The organism is Flavobacterium chungangensis, assembly GCF_042654045.1.
Classification (GTDB): Bacteria; Bacteroidota; Bacteroidia; order Flavobacteriales; family Flavobacteriaceae; genus Flavobacterium; species Flavobacterium chungangensis.
Genome location: NZ_JBHSFY010000005.1, coordinates 195,372 through 210,983 on the forward strand (window position 1 = coordinate 195,372; position 15,612 = coordinate 210,983).

At 32.6% G+C, this 15,612-nt stretch carries 13 protein-coding genes and 1 pseudogene; 12 read left to right on the forward strand and 2 right to left on the reverse strand.

Translation table 11 applies throughout. The annotated features are described in order from the left end of the window. The first annotated feature begins 293 nt into the window (after positions 1-293). The 3 genes from ACFO3N_RS09975 (at position 294) to ACFO3N_RS09985 (ending at position 5,239) form a co-directional block, all read left to right on the forward strand. Entirely contained in the window at positions 294-1,580 is a 1,287-nt protein-coding gene (locus tag ACFO3N_RS09975) for an anthranilate synthase component I family protein (RefSeq protein WP_379797348.1), read from the forward strand. 267 nt (positions 1,581-1,847) lie between these two features. After that, complete coding sequence (tilS, locus tag ACFO3N_RS09980; RefSeq protein WP_379797350.1) at positions 1,848-3,158, forward strand: tRNA lysidine(34) synthetase TilS; 1,311 nt, start codon at positions 1,848-1,850, stop codon at positions 3,156-3,158. Beyond that, complete coding sequence (locus ACFO3N_RS09985) at positions 3,158-5,239, forward strand: protein-disulfide reductase DsbD family protein (protein ID WP_379797352.1); 2,082 nt, start codon at positions 3,158-3,160, stop codon at positions 5,237-5,239. Before tilS ends, ACFO3N_RS09985 begins: the two co-directional genes overlap by 1 nt. A gap of 247 nt (positions 5,240-5,486) precedes the next feature. Here ACFO3N_RS09985 and ACFO3N_RS09990 read toward each other — a convergent pair whose 3' ends face one another. Continuing rightward, positions 5,487-6,803 (reverse strand): ammonium transporter, encoded by a 1,317-nt coding sequence (locus ACFO3N_RS09990; RefSeq protein ID WP_379797354.1) that lies wholly within the window; start codon positions 6,801-6,803, stop codon positions 5,487-5,489. A gap of 315 nt (positions 6,804-7,118) precedes the next feature. On the opposite strand from ACFO3N_RS09990, the gene ACFO3N_RS09995 reads away from it, so the two are divergent. Continuing rightward, a complete protein-coding gene (locus ACFO3N_RS09995) occupies positions 7,119-8,081 on the forward strand; it encodes a Gfo/Idh/MocA family protein (protein ID WP_379797356.1) in 963 nt (320 codons plus the stop codon). Here the strand turns inward: ACFO3N_RS09995 and ACFO3N_RS10000 are convergent, their stop codons facing one another. Next, a complete protein-coding gene (locus tag ACFO3N_RS10000; protein ID WP_379797358.1) occupies positions 8,082-8,780 on the reverse strand; it encodes a DUF1963 domain-containing protein in 699 nt (232 codons plus the stop codon). It lies immediately after the preceding gene. A gap of 146 nt (positions 8,781-8,926) precedes the next feature. Between ACFO3N_RS10000 and ACFO3N_RS10005 the strand changes: the two are divergent. The 8 genes and pseudogenes from ACFO3N_RS10005 to ACFO3N_RS10040 all read left to right on the forward strand — a co-directional run. Further along, a pseudogene (locus ACFO3N_RS10005) lies at positions 8,927-9,766 on the forward strand (YifB family Mg chelatase-like AAA ATPase); the annotation flags it as partial. Positions 9,767-9,814: 48 nt separating this feature from the next. Beyond that, a complete protein-coding gene (locus ACFO3N_RS10010) occupies positions 9,815-11,572 on the forward strand; it encodes a recombinase family protein (RefSeq protein ID WP_379797360.1) in 1,758 nt (585 codons plus the stop codon). 597 nt (positions 11,573-12,169) lie between these two features. Next, on the forward strand, positions 12,170-12,313 hold the full coding sequence (locus ACFO3N_RS10015; protein WP_379797362.1) for a hypothetical protein: 144 nt from the start codon (positions 12,170-12,172) through the stop codon (positions 12,311-12,313). Positions 12,314-12,688: 375 nt separating this feature from the next. Beyond that, positions 12,689-13,051, forward strand: a complete 363-nt coding sequence (locus ACFO3N_RS10020; RefSeq protein ID WP_379797364.1) for a sigma-70 RNA polymerase sigma factor region 4 domain-containing protein — start codon at positions 12,689-12,691, stop codon at positions 13,049-13,051. Continuing rightward, a complete protein-coding gene (locus ACFO3N_RS10025) occupies positions 13,038-13,361 on the forward strand; it encodes a hypothetical protein (RefSeq protein ID WP_379797366.1) in 324 nt (107 codons plus the stop codon). The genes ACFO3N_RS10020 and ACFO3N_RS10025 overlap by 14 nt, the downstream gene beginning before the upstream one ends. Further along, on the forward strand, positions 13,348-13,587 hold the full coding sequence (locus ACFO3N_RS10030; RefSeq protein ID WP_379797368.1) for a hypothetical protein: 240 nt from the start codon (positions 13,348-13,350) through the stop codon (positions 13,585-13,587). The genes ACFO3N_RS10025 and ACFO3N_RS10030 overlap by 14 nt, the downstream gene beginning before the upstream one ends. A gap of 247 nt (positions 13,588-13,834) precedes the next feature. After that, positions 13,835-14,179 (forward strand): hypothetical protein, encoded by a 345-nt coding sequence (locus ACFO3N_RS10035; protein ID WP_379797370.1) that lies wholly within the window; start codon positions 13,835-13,837, stop codon positions 14,177-14,179. A 16-nt stretch (positions 14,180-14,195) separates the two neighbouring features. Further along, positions 14,196-15,401 (forward strand): PBSX family phage terminase large subunit, encoded by a 1,206-nt coding sequence (locus tag ACFO3N_RS10040; RefSeq protein ID WP_379797372.1) that lies wholly within the window; start codon positions 14,196-14,198, stop codon positions 15,399-15,401. Positions 15,402-15,612: the final 211 nt, after the last annotated feature.

Consider the following 15,612-nt stretch of genomic DNA (forward strand, 5'->3'; position numbering starts at 1 on the left):
TAGGATTTTTTAAGGTTAAAAAATATAATTAAGTTATTGGAAAAGATGCAATCTAAAAGCTCAAATGAGAATCACAAATTATTTTTTTTGAGGTTCTTTTTTAAGGATTTTACAATCAAATCAATGCTGTTTTAGGATTATTCTAATTGTATATCAAATATAACGAATTTTTTCTTATAAAAAGAATGTATTTTTAACAGTTTTACAGTGTAATTCAAATCATTTCATTATTTTTTTTGCTTTCCGCTAATGAAAGAATTTTGTCGTAATTTTGACCTTTAAAATTACCATTTTTGAGAGTTTCCATCCGTAAAAATATTGCCAATCCGAAACTGTTTAAAGAACAGATTTTAAGTTGGGCGCAGCAATTTCGCGAAGTCGTTTTTTTAGACAGCAATTCTTATCCGCAGCAGTATTCTAATTTTGACTGCATATTGGCAGTAGATGCTTTTACTTCTTTAAAAACAGATTATTACAATGCTTTTGAAGATCTAAAACAATATCAGCAAAATACAAAAGACTGGCTTTTTGGATATCTTTCTTATGATTTAAAGAATGGCATTGAAAATCTTCATTCCAATAATTTTGATGGTTTGAACTTTTCCGACTTGTTTTTCTTTCAGCCTAAAAAAGTTTATATTCTGAAAGGAAATGAACTTGAAATTCAATATTTAATGCTTTGCGATGATGAGGTAGAAGAGGATTTTGAGGAAATAATAAAAGTTCAGACCGAAACATTTGTCACACTGAGCGGAGTTGAAGTGAAGCAACGTATTTCTAAAGAATTATATGTTCAGAAAGTAAATAAAATGCTGGAACATATTCATGTTGGTGATATGTACGAAGCCAATTTCTGTATGGAATTTTATGCTGAAAAAGCTGTTATAAATCCGTTAGAAAAATTTAAGAAGTTGAATGAGATTTCACAAGCTCCTTTTTCAGTTTTCTTTAAAAATTACAAACACTATTTGCTTTCTGCTTCACCAGAACGTTACTTAAAAAAAGAAGGAGATAAGATCATTTCTCAACCCATAAAAGGAACATCTAAGCGTTTTGCAGATCCAATTGAAGACGAAAAATCAAAGAGTGTTTTAGTTTCAGACGCCAAAGAGCGAGCTGAAAATATCATGATAACCGATTTAGTGCGAAATGATTTGTCGCATACCTCGCAAAAAGGTTCAGTTGAAGTTGAGGAGCTTTGCGGTATTTACTCGTTTTTGCAAGTGCATCAGATGATTTCTACGATCACTTCCAGATTAGATCCTCAGTATTCGGCAGTAGATGTTTTGAAGACGACTTTCCCGATGGGAAGTATGACGGGCGCTCCAAAAATTTCGGTCATGGAAATTATTGAAAATCTTGAAGAAACCAAAAGAGGATTGTACAGCGGTGCGGTTGGTTATTTTACGCCTGAAGGCGATTTTGATTTTAATGTCGTAATCAGAAGTATTTTGTATAATCAAGAGAATAAATATGTTTCTTTTTCGGTTGGAAGCGCCATAACATCGCTTTCAATTCCAGAAAAAGAATATGAAGAATGTTTACTGAAGGCCAAGGCAATGCACGAAGTTTTGCAGTAATTTTTTTTGCCACAGATTAAAGGATTAAAAATGATTTTTTCTTTCACGCAGATTTTGCAGATTTAGGCAGACTTAATTTTGAAAATTAGATACATAAAATCTGTGAAAATCTTTTAATCTGTGGGAAAAAAATATCTGCTCAATCTGTGTCAAAAATAATTTGTGAATTGCTTCGCCTGTTCGCTGTCGCTCGAGTCGTGGCAGAAAAAAACAACGCTTAACATTTCGTTTAAAAATAGATCAAATTTAATTCTTTACTTTTATCAGATGTTTTCAAAATTTCAAAATCATATCATTTCAAGATTTCCTTTTTTAGCCGAAAAAAAGCTTTTTCTGGCTGTAAGTGGCGGATTAGACAGTATGGTTTTGCTTCATTTATTGCACAGACTTCCTTATAAAATTGCAGTTTTGCATTGCAATTTTCAACTTCGCGGATTGGAAAGTTTTGGAGATCAGGAATTTATTCAGAACTATTGCGATCAGAACAATATTCCGATTTTTACTACTCATTTTGACACTGAAGCTTTCGCTAAAGATTATAAACTTTCGACACAAGTTGCAGCGAGAGAACTTCGTTACAGCTGGTTTTATGAACTTTTGGAAGAAGAAAACTTCGATTATATCCTGACAGCACATCACGCCGACGATAATCTTGAAACTTTTATTATCAACTTAACTCGCGGAACTGGTTTAGAAGGTTTAACTGGAATTCCAGAACAAAACGATAAAATCATTCGTCCGCTTTTGCCTTTTTCTAGAGAAGAAATTTTGAGGTATGCAGAAGAGAATAAAATAGAATGGCGTGAAGACAGCAGTAATGCTTCGACAAAATATCTCAGAAATAAGATTCGTCATAATTTAGTTCCGGTTTTAAAAGAAATCAATCCTAATTTTCTAGATGCTTTTCAGAAGACGCAGTCTTTTCTTCAAGAATCAAAAGAAATGGTTGAAGATGCATCAATCATGATTTATCAGCAAGTGGCAAAGGAAGCAGGCGACGATATTCATTTTGATTTAAATCAGTTAAAAAAACTTCCCAATTATAAATCATATCTATATCAATGGCTAAATGAATTTGGTTTTTCTGCTTGGAATGATATTTATGATTTGGTTGAAGGACAATCAGGGAAACAAGTTCTTTCGGAGGAATTTAGATTGCTAAAAAACAGAGAAACACTTATTTTAAGTCCGTTTTCTGAAATGCCAGAAAGCGAAGAATATGAAATTGGTGAAAACGATACAGAAGTTAATTTTCCCTTAAAAATGAGTCTTTGTAACGTAGGTCACACAACATTCGGTTCAAATAAGGTTATATTTGTCGATTCCAATAAAATCCGTTTCCCATTAGTTTTGCGTAAATGGAAAGAAGGAGATGTTTTTCAGCCTTTCGGAATGAGAGGAAAATCTAAAAAAGTGAGCAAGCTTTTTAAAGATGAAAAGTTATCATTGATCGAAAAAGAAAAAACTTGGATTTTATGTTCTGAAAATGAAATAGTCTGGGTTGTTGGAATAAGACAGGACGAGCGTTTTAAAATAGAGAAAACCACAAATCAAATACTAAAAATAGAATTACAATAATGAACTTTACTCGAAATCTTCAGACAAATTTGTCAAAAAATGTTTGGACTAAAACCATTTTACTTTTCGTATTTTTCTTTGCTTTTGCAAAAGGGAATGCGCAAATATTAGAGCCGGTAAAATGGACTTCTAAAATTGAGAAAAAAGGAAACAATGCCGTTTTGATTTTTGATGGAACAATCGAAAAAGACTGGCATATGTATTCGCAGTTTACTCCAGACGGCGGACCTTTGGCGTTAGAAATAACTTTTAAAAATCAAAAAGGAAACTACGAATTAGTTGGAAAAGCAAAAGAAGGTAAAACTAGAACAGCTTTTAACGATGTTTTTGGCGTAGATGAAACTTTTTTTGAGGGAAAAGCACACATTGAACAAGAAATAAAAATAATAAACCCGAATTTAAAAACGGTTGATGTAGATTTTGATTTTCAGGTTTGTAAAGAAGTTTGTATCAATTCGAGCAAGAAATTCTCGATTGCTGTTCCTTCAACTTTTAAAATGGATGAAGTTCCAGCTGTAACAGAAGCTAAAGCTGATGAAACAAAAGTAGTAGGATTAGCGGTTGATACCGTTAAAAAAGAAGAAGCGGCACAGCCAAAAGTAGAGAAAACAGCTGAAGCTGAAAAAGAAGAAATTCCTGCACCAGCGCCTTCAAGAAGTTTGTGGTCGATCTTTTTTATTGCCTTTTTATCAGGATTTGCAGCATTGTTAACACCATGTGTTTTTCCAATGATCCCGATGACGGTAAGTTTCTTTACCAAACAAAGTAAAAGTCGTGCAAAAGGAATTAGAAATGCAATTATCTACGGATTTTCAATCATTGCTATTTACGTAATTTTAGGTCTTATTGTAACTAAAATATTTGGTGCTGATGCCTTAAACGCTTTGTCTACAGATGTTTGGTTTAACTTGATTTTCTTTGTGATCTTAGTTGTTTTTGCTACTTCGTTTTTGGGTGCTTTCGAAATCATGCTTCCAAATTCATGGGCAAATAAAGCAGATCAGCAAGCAGATAAAGGCGGTTTAATCGGAATATTATTCATGGCTTTGGCTTTGGCGATTGTATCATTTTCTTGTACAGGGCCAATTGTTGGAACTTTATTAGTTGAAGCAGCTTCAAATGGAGGAATTGCGCCAATTGTCGGAATGCTTGGATTCTCTTTAGCATTAGCGCTTCCGTTTATGTTGTTTGCGATGTTCCCAGGATGGTTAAATTCTTTACCTAAATCTGGAGGATGGTTAAATACTGTAAAAGTAGTTTTAGGGTTTTTAGAGCTGGCTTTGGCATTCAAATTTTTATCAAATGCCGATTTAGTTTTACAATTGCATTTCTTAGAGAGAGAAGTGTTTATTGCAATCTGGATTGCTATTTTCGGAGCGATGACATTGTATTTATTCGGAAAAATTACCTTGCCTCACGATAGTCCTACGAATCATATTTCTGTTGGAAGATTGTATTTAGGATTACTGACATTTGTGTTTACCATGTATTTAATTCCTGGACTTTGGGGAGCACCTTTAAAATTAATCAGCGCATTCCCGCCGCCGCCGCAATATAGTGAAAGTCCGTTTGGAGTTGGAGGTTCAGGAAACGGAGCTGTTTCTTCAGAATCTATTAAAGGACTTCCAGAGGGAGCTGAATTAGGGCCACACGGAATTATGGTTTTCCATGATTATGAAGATGGTTTAGCTTACGCAAAAGAAATCAATAAGCCAATTATGCTTGATTTTACAGGTTATGCTTGTGTAAATTGCAGAAAAATGGAAAATAATGTGTGGTCAGAACCAGCGATTTTACCAATTCTTAAAAATGATGTGGTTTTAATTTCTCTTTATGTTGATGATAAGCGCGAATTGCCAAAAGAAGAGCAATTTACAACTGCTGCAGGAGATAAAATTATTACAGTTGGCGATAAGTGGACTGATTTTATGATCTCAAAGTATAAAACCAATACACAGCCTTTATATGTTATTACCGATTTGGAAGGAAAAAATATGAATACTTCTAAACCAACAATAAGTTATGTAAATGCAGATGAATATTTAAATTGGTTGAAAGAAGGGATTTCGAATTTTAAGTAAATCTTGAGAGAATAGAGAATAGAGAATAGAGAATAGAGGTTAGAACTGAGAGAAATCAAAAATCTATATTCTATGATCTATATTCTATAATCTATATTCTATAATCTATATTCTATAATCTATATTCTAAAATCTGCAATCTAAAATCTAAAATATAAAAGGTATTTAATTCAAAAACAAAAAGCACTCTAAGTCAAATTTAGAGTGCTTTTTTATTTATCAAGTAATGTGAGAAGGGAATTTATTCTTATAAAAATTCTCCGTGTTGAGAGATGTCTAATCCTAATTCTTCTTTTTCTTCAGTAACTCTTAGAGGAGTAATTTTATTTACAATGAAGAATAAAGCATAAGAAGCTACAAAAGCAAAGATTGAAACAATAACTAAAGCAGTCAATTGATTGATGAATAAAGTTGGAGTTCCGAAGATTAAACCTTGATTATCTCCAACTGCAGGGTTGATTGTTTTTGAAGCGAAAACACCAGTTAAAAGCATTCCTACCATACCACCAACACCATGACAAGCAAATACATCTAAAGCATCGTCGATTTTTCCTTTAGGGAATTTACTTACTACAATGTTACTCACAATTGCAGAGAATAATCCGATGAAGATTGCGTGAGGGATGCTAACAAATCCAGCAGCAGGTGTAATAGCAACTAGACCTACAACAGCTCCGATACAAGCGCCAAGAGCCGATAATTTGTGTCCTAAAATTTTATCAAGGAAAACCCAAGCCATTGCAGCGGCAGCAGCGGCAACAGTAGTAGTTCCTAGAGCTTGAGCAGCAAGACCATTAGCTCCTAAAGCAGATCCAGCGTTGAAACCAAACCATCCGAACCAAAGTAACCCTGTTCCTAATAGTACATAAGTAATTCTAGCAGGATTAACTTTTTGAACTTTTCTTTTTCCTAAGAACATAGCTCCAGCCAATGCAGCCCATCCAGCACTCATGTGTACTACAGTTCCTCCAGCGAAGTCAAGAACTCCCATTTTGAAGAAAACTCCATCAGGATGCCAAGTCATATGAGCAAGTGGAGTATAAATTAATAATATGAATAAAACCATGAATAGCAAATAAGCCCAGAAACGTACACGTTCTGCAAAAGCACCTGTAATTAAGGCAGGAGTAATGATAGCGAATTTTGCCTGAAATAATGCGAATAATATAAATGGAATCGTTGGTGCAAGGCTCCATGCTGTATTAGTTCCAACTCCAGCAAAGAACAAATTCTCAGACGGGTTTCCGATAATTCCTCCAATTGTTGGTCCGAAAGCCAATCCAAAAGCAACAACTGTCCATAGAATAGTAACAATTACCATTGCCATAAAACTTTGAAGCATAGTACTGATTACGTTTTTCTTACCTACCATACCTCCGTAGAAAAATCCTAATCCAGGTGTCATTAACAATACAAAAGCAGTTGCAACGATCATCCAGGCAGTATCTCCAGTATCAAATTTTACAGCTTCTGCAGGAATTGGGTTGTCTGCAATAATAAAGTTTGAAATAAAGGTTAGTACCAAAATCGTGATAAGAATCACACTTAAAATAATTTTTCGCATAGTTATTTAGTTTTAAATTTTTTATAAAAGTATAAAATGATTTGATACCCCATAAAAAAATAGGGTACTATGCTTTATTTTTGTTAAATTTAAAATTTAACCCCTTTGATTTTGCGTGAATTTCTTAAAACAAACTTAAAATTTACAATTTGGCAACATTTTTTTTTCACTTACCACCATTTTTGATAATTTTTGGGGTAATTGATTGCTATTTTTTGTAGGATAATAGATATTTGTTGTTTAAAAAACGTCTCTTGCATGTTGTAATGGATATTTTTTAATCTTTTTAACAATTTTGATGATTATAATATAAGGATGGGAAATAGAAGTATTAAATGGGGAATAGTAGGATTAGGAAACATTGCAAGCCAATTTGCGTCGGATCTTTTATTGATTGAAAATGCTGAGCTTACGGCAGTTGCTTCAAGAGATTTAGCTAAAGCAGAGGAATTTGGAGGAAAATTTAATGCTTTAAGAATGTACAATTCTTATGATTTACTTTTTGAAGATTCAGAAGTCGATATTGTCTACATTGCAACTCCTCATAATTCGCACGCCGAATTATCTATTAAAGCTTTAGAAAGTGGTAAACATGTGCTTTGCGAAAAGCCAATGTCTTTATCTTTTAAAGACACGCAAAGAATAATAGATGCTTCTAAAAAATACAATAGGTTTTTTATGGAAGCATTCTGGACAAGATTTATTCCCTCCGTTCAAGATGTTCTTCAGAAAATAGACAACGGAATAATTGGAGACATAAATTATATAAAAGCCGATTTTGCCTTTCACGGAAGTGAAACAGAAAATAAAAGACTTTTTGATAAAGAACTGGGAGGAGGAGCGTTATTTGATATTGGTGTTTATCCTTTATTCCTGTCTTATATACTATTGGGAAAACCAAAAGAGATTGTGGCAAAAGCAATCAAGAATAAAAGTGATATTGATCTACAGATTTCGATGATTCTGCAATATGAAACAGCTCAATCGGTTTTGCATGCTTCAATAGTTTCTGAATCTGATATGAAAGCCATTATTTCGGGAACAAAAGGGAGAATAGAATTAAATGCTCCGTGGTTTATTGCCGATGGTTATTCTTTATATATAAATGAAGAAAAAGAAGCAACCTTTACTTTACCAGCTTTAGGAAAAGGATATTCTCATGAGATTATTGAATGTCAAAATTGCATTCTGAATAATGAAATTGAGAGTAAACTTTGGTCGCATCAGAATAGTTTGGATTTGAGCGAGATAGTGGAGAAAGTTAAGAATAAATCATAATCAGTAAAAATCTATATAATACATCCATTCACCGGTTTTTCTATTTTTTGCAAAATAAAAATTACCACTATCGACGATATTTAAATGCGCTTTTTCATCGGAAGCAATTTGAAGAACAAATTCAAAATCTTCTCCAAAGTATATTCCTGATTGGCGGTAGTTTGCATAACCTCCAATTTTGTGACAGGTATTGTTTTCAACCATTTCATAATAAGAGTCAATAATCCCAGAATCCTCGAGTTCAAGTATCTTGTCTGATATGTCATCTGGTATTTCGGGATCTTCCCAAACAGGATAATCTTCTTCAAGTAGATTTTGAGATAAAGGAAAAGGTTTTATATGTGATTTTTCGTTTTTTAAATCCTTAATTATAATTTCACTTGTGTCCTTGTATTCGCGTAAAATCCAATTGTTTCCATTAGAAGTTAAATCCATTGGAAAATCCTTCGAAATAAAAATAGTAATAATTTTGGTGGCTTTTAAAATGTCAGGGACAAAAGGTAAATGATCAAAACAGAGCTGGAATAAAGGAAACATTTCTTCTCCATTATTATCTAATGGAATTTCTTCATTTTCAAGATATAAATAAACTCGTCCAATCCAACTTTCAGAAATGGAGTTTGTTGGTTTAAAACCACCTGATTGGAAAGTGGTTGCCTTTTTTGATAAAGCTTTTTTTAATTTTTCTATTTCGTTCATTACTTAAAAAATTATTGATTCAAAAATAAGAATATAAAATTGAGAGTTTAATTTTTTATCATTAAAAATAGTAATAAAATATTTACAAATTATATTTTTTACTCGCATTTAATTAAATACTTTTACTTTTTTATAAGAATTTATTTATGTTAGTAAAAGTTTACGGAAGTGCCGTTTTTGGAGTTGAGGCTACAACGATTACAGTTGAGGTTCATATGGATAAAGGAATAGGTTATCATTTAGTTGGACTTCCAGATAATGCTATAAAAGAAAGCAGTTTTAGAATTGCCGCTGCTTTAAAGAATAACGGATTTAGTTTTCCGGGAAAGAAAATTACAGTCAATATGGCGCCTGCCGACCTTCGAAAAGAAGGTTCTTCATACGATTTGACATTGGCAATGGGAATTTTAGTCGGCTCAGATCAGATAAAAGCGCCAGAAATAGAACGCTATATTATTATGGGCGAACTTTCTCTAGACGGAAGTTTACAGCCTATTCGCGGAGCGTTACCCATTGCAATTAAAGCAAAAGAGGAAGGTTATAAAGGATTTTTTCTTCCAATTCAGAATGTTAAAGAAGCTGCTATTGTAGCAGGTTTAGATGTTTATGGTGTTGAAAATCTAAAAGAAATAATTGATTTTTTTGCTGGTAAAGGCACACTTGAACCCACAGTTATCGATACAAGAGCGGAATTTTATAAAACACTCGATTTTCCTGAACATGATTTTTCAGACGTTCGCGGACAAGAAAGTATTAAACGCTGTATGGAAATTGCAGCGGCTGGTGGACATAACATCATTTTGATTGGCCCGCCAGGAGCAGGAAAAACAATGCTGGCCAAACGTGTTCCGAGTATTTTACCGCCAATGACTTTGCGCGAGGCTTTAGAAACTACCAAAATTCATAGCGTTGCGGGAAAATTAAAAGAAGTCGGATTGATGAATCAGAGACCTTTTAGGAGTCCGCATCATACTATTTCTAATGTTGTATAAGTAAAATATGCGGTGTATATTTGTGCTGTAAAACAATAGTTTATGGCAAAAGTATGTGTATATGCGCGTGTTAGCACAGTAGATAAGCAGGATTATACCCGCCAGATTTCTGACTGTAAAGCTGCAATTGGTGGTAAATATAATGAGAATGATATTGAAATTTTCGCTGAAAGGATTTCTGGTTATAAGGAAAACGAAAAACGACCTGAATTACAAAGGTTGCTAAATATAATTAATTCAGATCCTAAATATTTTGATTCGATTTATATTACTGAGATTTCACGTTTAGGACGTGACCCAAAATCGACCAGGCTTTTAATCGATGATTTAACTGAAAAGAAAATACCAATTTTCATCACTTCAATCAATCGTTCTACACTAGATGATAATTTAGAGCGAGATAGCATCATGAATATAATTCTACAGGTTCTAATTGAGTTTTCAGATTCTGAGTCACGTACAATGAAACGTCGTTCAAAATCTGGAATTCTGCAAAGTGTTGTAAACGGAGGGGCGGGTGGTTCAAAAAACCTTCCATTTGGTTATACTAAAGATGAATCTAAAAAATTGGTTGTCGATTTTGAGGAAAGCGAAATAATAAAAGAGATATTCCAATTGTACAAAGAAGGTAATGGTGTTAAAAAAATTGCCACTATTTTGAATGAACGCAAAGTAATGACCCGTGCAAATAAAGCGTTTGGTAATCAGATTATAAAATTTAAAACTGAGAAAAATGGCTCAGACATTTTATGGTCGGATAAAACAATATTGGATATTGTTAAGAATCCTTTGTACAAAGGGAAGAGAAGATTCAAAGGTAATTTATACGATGCACCTGCGATAATATCATCTGAGTTATTTGATGAGTGTAATGATCTTTTAACTACGAAAACACATAGAAATTATCTGACCACATATGATTACTTGCTGAAAGATTTGTGTACATGCGCAATTTGCGGGCGAAATTATTTTGCAAAGTTTAAGCCTGTCCCGCGCGGAGATAAGGTGTATATCTGTTCCAGCCGTTTGAATCGTGGGGGAAACTGCGGTAATGTCGGTGTTAATATTGATTATCTAGAAAGTTCTCTTTTTGATATGTTAAAACAAAGCGACCAATTAATGTCAATGATTGATGATAGTGGTGAAATGAAAGAAAAAATTTCTGCAGACATAAAACTGTTAAAAAATGATCGTTTATTATTAGAAAAGAATCTTAAAGACCAAAATAAGAAAGAAAGCAGATTGTTAGATTTATATTTAAACGGAAGTGTATCTATTGATAAATATGATTTACATTTAGGAGAAATTAAAAATGAGTCGACCACTATTGCTTCTAAATTGAATTTGTTGAATAGAAGAATTGTTGAGCAAAAAGTGTTGTTTGAAAAGCTTGGAAATAAAGATGAACTTAATAGATTGATTAAAAATTTATCTCAGAACCGAGGTGATATTGCTAAAGTTTTCAAACAGTTTATCAAACAGATTTATATTTTCAAAACTTCAATAGATAAGGAAATTTTAATTGATGTTCATATGAATTATGGTGAGGGAAGTTTTAAATTGATGCTCGATTTGAATGTTATGAAATACAAAAAGCCCAATTACAATTATAGGGTAATTGGTAAAGACTTGCAATTATCATATGATGAAAAAGGTGTTTTAAAATCTAGCGAGAAGGATATTTATGAATATTTTGGTACAGGCATAGGTAAGTATAAATGGGAAGTTTTAGGAGAAAATTATCTGGTCCTAAAAGGAAATAATGAAAATAATGAAAAAAAACACACGAATAGACTTTAGTTTTTTCAATCTGTCATTATTATTGAATTAAGATAAGCAGCGAATGGCTGCGCGGGTTTTAGAAGTCACTTAAAACTGAAAAGCTTATCCGTCGTCTTTAAGACATAACATAGATTAAACATGTTACGTAATGGATAATAAAAAATCTCATTGTAATTGGTTTGGTGTGCTTGTTGAGATTGTCGAGTTTATTGCTGCAATCTTGACTATAATAAGCTTCATCATCCACTAACAAAAAATAAAACCGATATCAAATTGATGTCGGTTTTTTAATTTTGTTGTGAAATATCTTTATCTGGAAAAAAGTAGTATTGTTTTGATAATCAGATGTGTAAAAACTTTAATAAAAAATATTTACAAATATGCTAAATAAAATATAAAAAATACCTTGCAAATGTTAAGGTTTATTCATACATTTGCACAGAAATAATAAAAATACACATAGCCCGTGCTTTATCTGATGTAAGCGGGCTATTTTTTTATATTTAATATTTAAAACAATTAACAATTTAAATTAAATGTCATGAGACACTATTTAAACCGCAAATTTCGGATTTGCAAAACAATCATTATTAACTTCTTAATACCGCAACAGAAATGGCGAAAAGAAAAAAAACAAAGAAAGGTATGCTTCACCTAGAACAGCAACAAATTCAAAATAATAAACAATCAGTAAGCTGGGCAACTTGGGCATTAACAGTTGTCAAATTACTAGAATTGTATCAAAAATATTTTGGATAGGAACTTAGTTTTTAAAGGACTCGATAGTTGGCGCTATCGGGTTTCTTTTTTTAATACTATTACGGTTTTCCGTACTTTGATTAGTATCAAACACAGTGCAAAGCTACAACTATTTTTACATTGTGCAAATTATTTTACATTTATTTACACATTCCCACTCCTCAGCCGCAGGCTTTTGCTTCATTATACTGCAAATATAACATCATTTATTTTTTATATATAGTAAAAACAAACTTTTTTACAATTAAACTATACCACAATTTACAAGAAGTCGTCAATGAAGATTCACGCTGGCGAAAACTAGCGTACAAAATAACAGGCTCAAAGAATGCAGGTGATGAAGTCCTGCAGCACTTTTATCTTCTTTATTCGGAAATGTCACCGCAACCTGTAATTAACTACACCTACATTTATCAGGCTTTAAGAAACAATTACAATCTTCTTTTCTTAGCCAATTCATCGAAGCATTTAGAACTGCAGGATGATCTGCATTCAAATGATGAATCGTATGACTGCGATAAGGATCATCAAAACCAAAAGCTGTACAATCAGATCTTATCAGATGTCGATTCTTTGGAATTTCTTCCAAAAACACTTTTCAAAATGAATATGGTTGACCGAAAAAGCATCAGGCAGATTCAGAAAGAAACAGGTTTAAGCTATTCAACCATCCAACAATCGATAAGAGAAACAAAAGTGTATCTGAAAAATAAATATATAGGATATGACAAAGAATAGAAAAATTAAAGGCGCGGGCGATTTGGTTAAAGTCGTGACCAATACTCTAGGAATAGAGCAATGTGAAGGGTGTATAAAAAGACAGGATCAGTTAAATAAATTAATTCCATTTGGCAAATATGAATTGACTGATGATGATAAATTATTCCTGAAAAGAATTGAGAATAAGCTAATCACATCAAGTGTTGACCGCGATTATTTATTTCAGATTTACAACCTTGTTTTTCCTGAAAAAGTGAAGCCTTGCTTCTGTCAAGATATAATGACATCAATGATTGAAAAACTATTGAATTCAAATGAACAGATTTAAAAGGTGGTATAATAACATAGTAAAAAACGGAACATTCAAACAGAAACTATTTCTGGCTATTTCGATTTTAATATTCAATTATACCATCGCAATAATTCCCGCAATGGCTATGATACTAATCGCTTCATATTTCTTCAGCTGGTCCGTGAGTTTTTTAACTGCTGTCATTATCTCAATGATTCTTGACATCATCGCCCGAATTGTAAAAAAGAAATACAATCAATGACATTTAAGCCAATTAAATATATAACGACATCGGTCATTTACTATAAAGGCGCATTCATCTTTTACAGGAAGTCAGTATTGAACAATGAGATTCATTTATATGTTGACGTGTTTCATTTTATAACATTCGGTAATTATCTGAAATCTTCTGATGACTTTATTTTAAATGATAGTATAACATTGAGGATGGTGATTCAAACCTATAAATCGATGATTGATGATGTTGTTGAAATTATAAAAAAGAAATAATGGAAGAAGAGAATAAAAATCCGCTTGAAGAAAATATAAAAAAACCTCGCAAGCCGGGCAGTGGTGGTAAACGAGTTGGGGCAGGAAGAAGAACCCAAAGAGAAACAGAATCTTTAATAGCAAAACTATCGCCATATCAGGATGAAGTTATTGAAGTGCTTTTAGAGTTATGTCGTAAAAAAGATGTCCAGGCGGTAAAACTTTATTTGGCTTATTTAAATGGAAATCCCACAACTACAACAAATTCAACTGTAACGGCAAATGTTACAAGCATCGATTTGCGTGAAATAATCACTTTTTCTGAGCCTGAAAGTGAAGATGATTCTGATGATGTAGAATCTTAAAAATAATTGCCAATGATTGCCAATCACATTACACCATAAGTATAAAAATTTAGTAGAACATACAGGAAAATATTTTCTGGCGACTGGGGGTCGTGGAAGTGGAAAATCATTTTCAATCGCTGTATATCTTATTTTATTGAGTTTTGAGACTGGACATAAGATACTGTTTACCCGTCTTACAATGGTATCTGCCCATATATCAATCATACCTGAAATGGTTGGTGTCATTCAGGCAATGGGGCTTGCAGATCAGTTTGATATTTTAAAAACTAAAATCATTAATAAGCAGTCAGGATCTGAAATTTTGTTTATGGGACTTCGCCACTCTCGGGGCGATAATACTGCTAGACTAAAATCGATTGCTGGAATTACAACATGGGTACTTGATGAAGCGGAAGAACTTGTTGATGAATCTTTATTTGATAAAGTCAATCTTTCTATCCGTAAATCTGATTCACAGAATAGGGTGATTTTAATCTTAAATCCAACAACTAAAAATCATTGGATTTACAGCAAATTTTTTCTGTCCAAATCAGTCAAAGCCGGTTTTAACGGTATAGTTGGTGATACTTGTTATATTCACACTACATATTTGGATAATAAAAAGAATTTAAGTGATGAATTCATCAATGATGTCCAGGCTTTAAAGCTTACAAATCCCGAAAAGTATAAGCATATTGTCCAAGGGGCTTGGCTTGAAAAAGCGGAGGGAGTCATCTTTTCCAATTATGAATTTGGAACTTTTCCGAAAGATGTTGAATTGGTTTTTGGAGCAGACTGGGGTTATAGTATCGACCCGTCAACCCTTGTGGCTGTTCATATAGACGAATTGAATAAAAGAATTTATGTAAAACAGCATCTTTATCAAAGAGGTTTAAATACTAATCAATTAAGCGAAATATTTAAAAAAGTTTGTGGAAATAGTCTTGTTGTTGGTGATTCTGCAGAAGCTCGATTAATCGATGAAATGAAATTAAACGGTGTTAATATAATTCCAGTTAAAAAAGGTGCAGGGTCTATTAATGAGGGTGTAATGTTGATGAAAAACTATCAAATTATTATTGATTATCGAAGTAAAGATATTATGAAAGAATTTAATAACTACAGTTGGGCGGAAAATGGTGAAAAACCAATTGATAAATTCAATCACTTGATAGATTCGATACGTTATGTAGTGTTAAACGAATTACGAAATCGCAATTCTGAATGGATTATTTTATAGTGAAAATGTATCGTTTCTCGACGTTTTGGCAACAGTTTTCAACATCTTTTTATCGAATTATCCCATCTTTAGAGTGCACTAATCTCTGTATAAAAAATATTTTTATAACATTTTTTCTTAAAGTTTTGTGTATTTCATCGGTGTTCTGATAACATGAATCTAAAATCAATAGTCGCTAAAGCATTGAAAACATTACGGTTTTCCGTTATAT

Bases quoted from the DNA above. Each gene is read 5' to 3' on its own strand.
- ACFO3N_RS09990 (WP_379797354.1), bottom strand. From the start codon at position 6,803: ATGCGAAAAATTATTTTAAGTGTGATTCTTATCACGATTTTGGTACTA.
- ACFO3N_RS10000 (WP_379797358.1), bottom strand. From the start codon at position 8,780: ATGAACGAAATAGAAAAATTAAAAAAAGCTTTATCAAAAAAGGCAACC.
- ACFO3N_RS10035 (WP_379797370.1), top strand. From the start codon at position 13,835: ATGGAAGAAGAGAATAAAAATCCGCTTGAAGAAAATATAAAAAAACCT.
- ACFO3N_RS10020 (WP_379797364.1), top strand. From the start codon at position 12,689: ATGTCACCGCAACCTGTAATTAACTACACCTACATTTATCAGGCTTTA.
- ACFO3N_RS10015 (WP_379797362.1), top strand. From the start codon at position 12,170: ATGGCGAAAAGAAAAAAAACAAAGAAAGGTATGCTTCACCTAGAACAG.
- ACFO3N_RS10010 (WP_379797360.1), top strand. From the start codon at position 9,815: ATGGCAAAAGTATGTGTATATGCGCGTGTTAGCACAGTAGATAAGCAG.
- ACFO3N_RS09985 (WP_379797352.1), top strand. From the start codon at position 3,158: ATGAACTTTACTCGAAATCTTCAGACAAATTTGTCAAAAAATGTTTGG.
- ACFO3N_RS10030 (WP_379797368.1), top strand. From the start codon at position 13,348: ATGAACAGATTTAAAAGGTGGTATAATAACATAGTAAAAAACGGAACA.
- ACFO3N_RS09995 (WP_379797356.1), top strand. From the start codon at position 7,119: ATGGGAAATAGAAGTATTAAATGGGGAATAGTAGGATTAGGAAACATT.
- tilS (WP_379797350.1), top strand. From the start codon at position 1,848: ATGTTTTCAAAATTTCAAAATCATATCATTTCAAGATTTCCTTTTTTA.
- ACFO3N_RS10025 (WP_379797366.1), top strand. From the start codon at position 13,038: ATGACAAAGAATAGAAAAATTAAAGGCGCGGGCGATTTGGTTAAAGTC.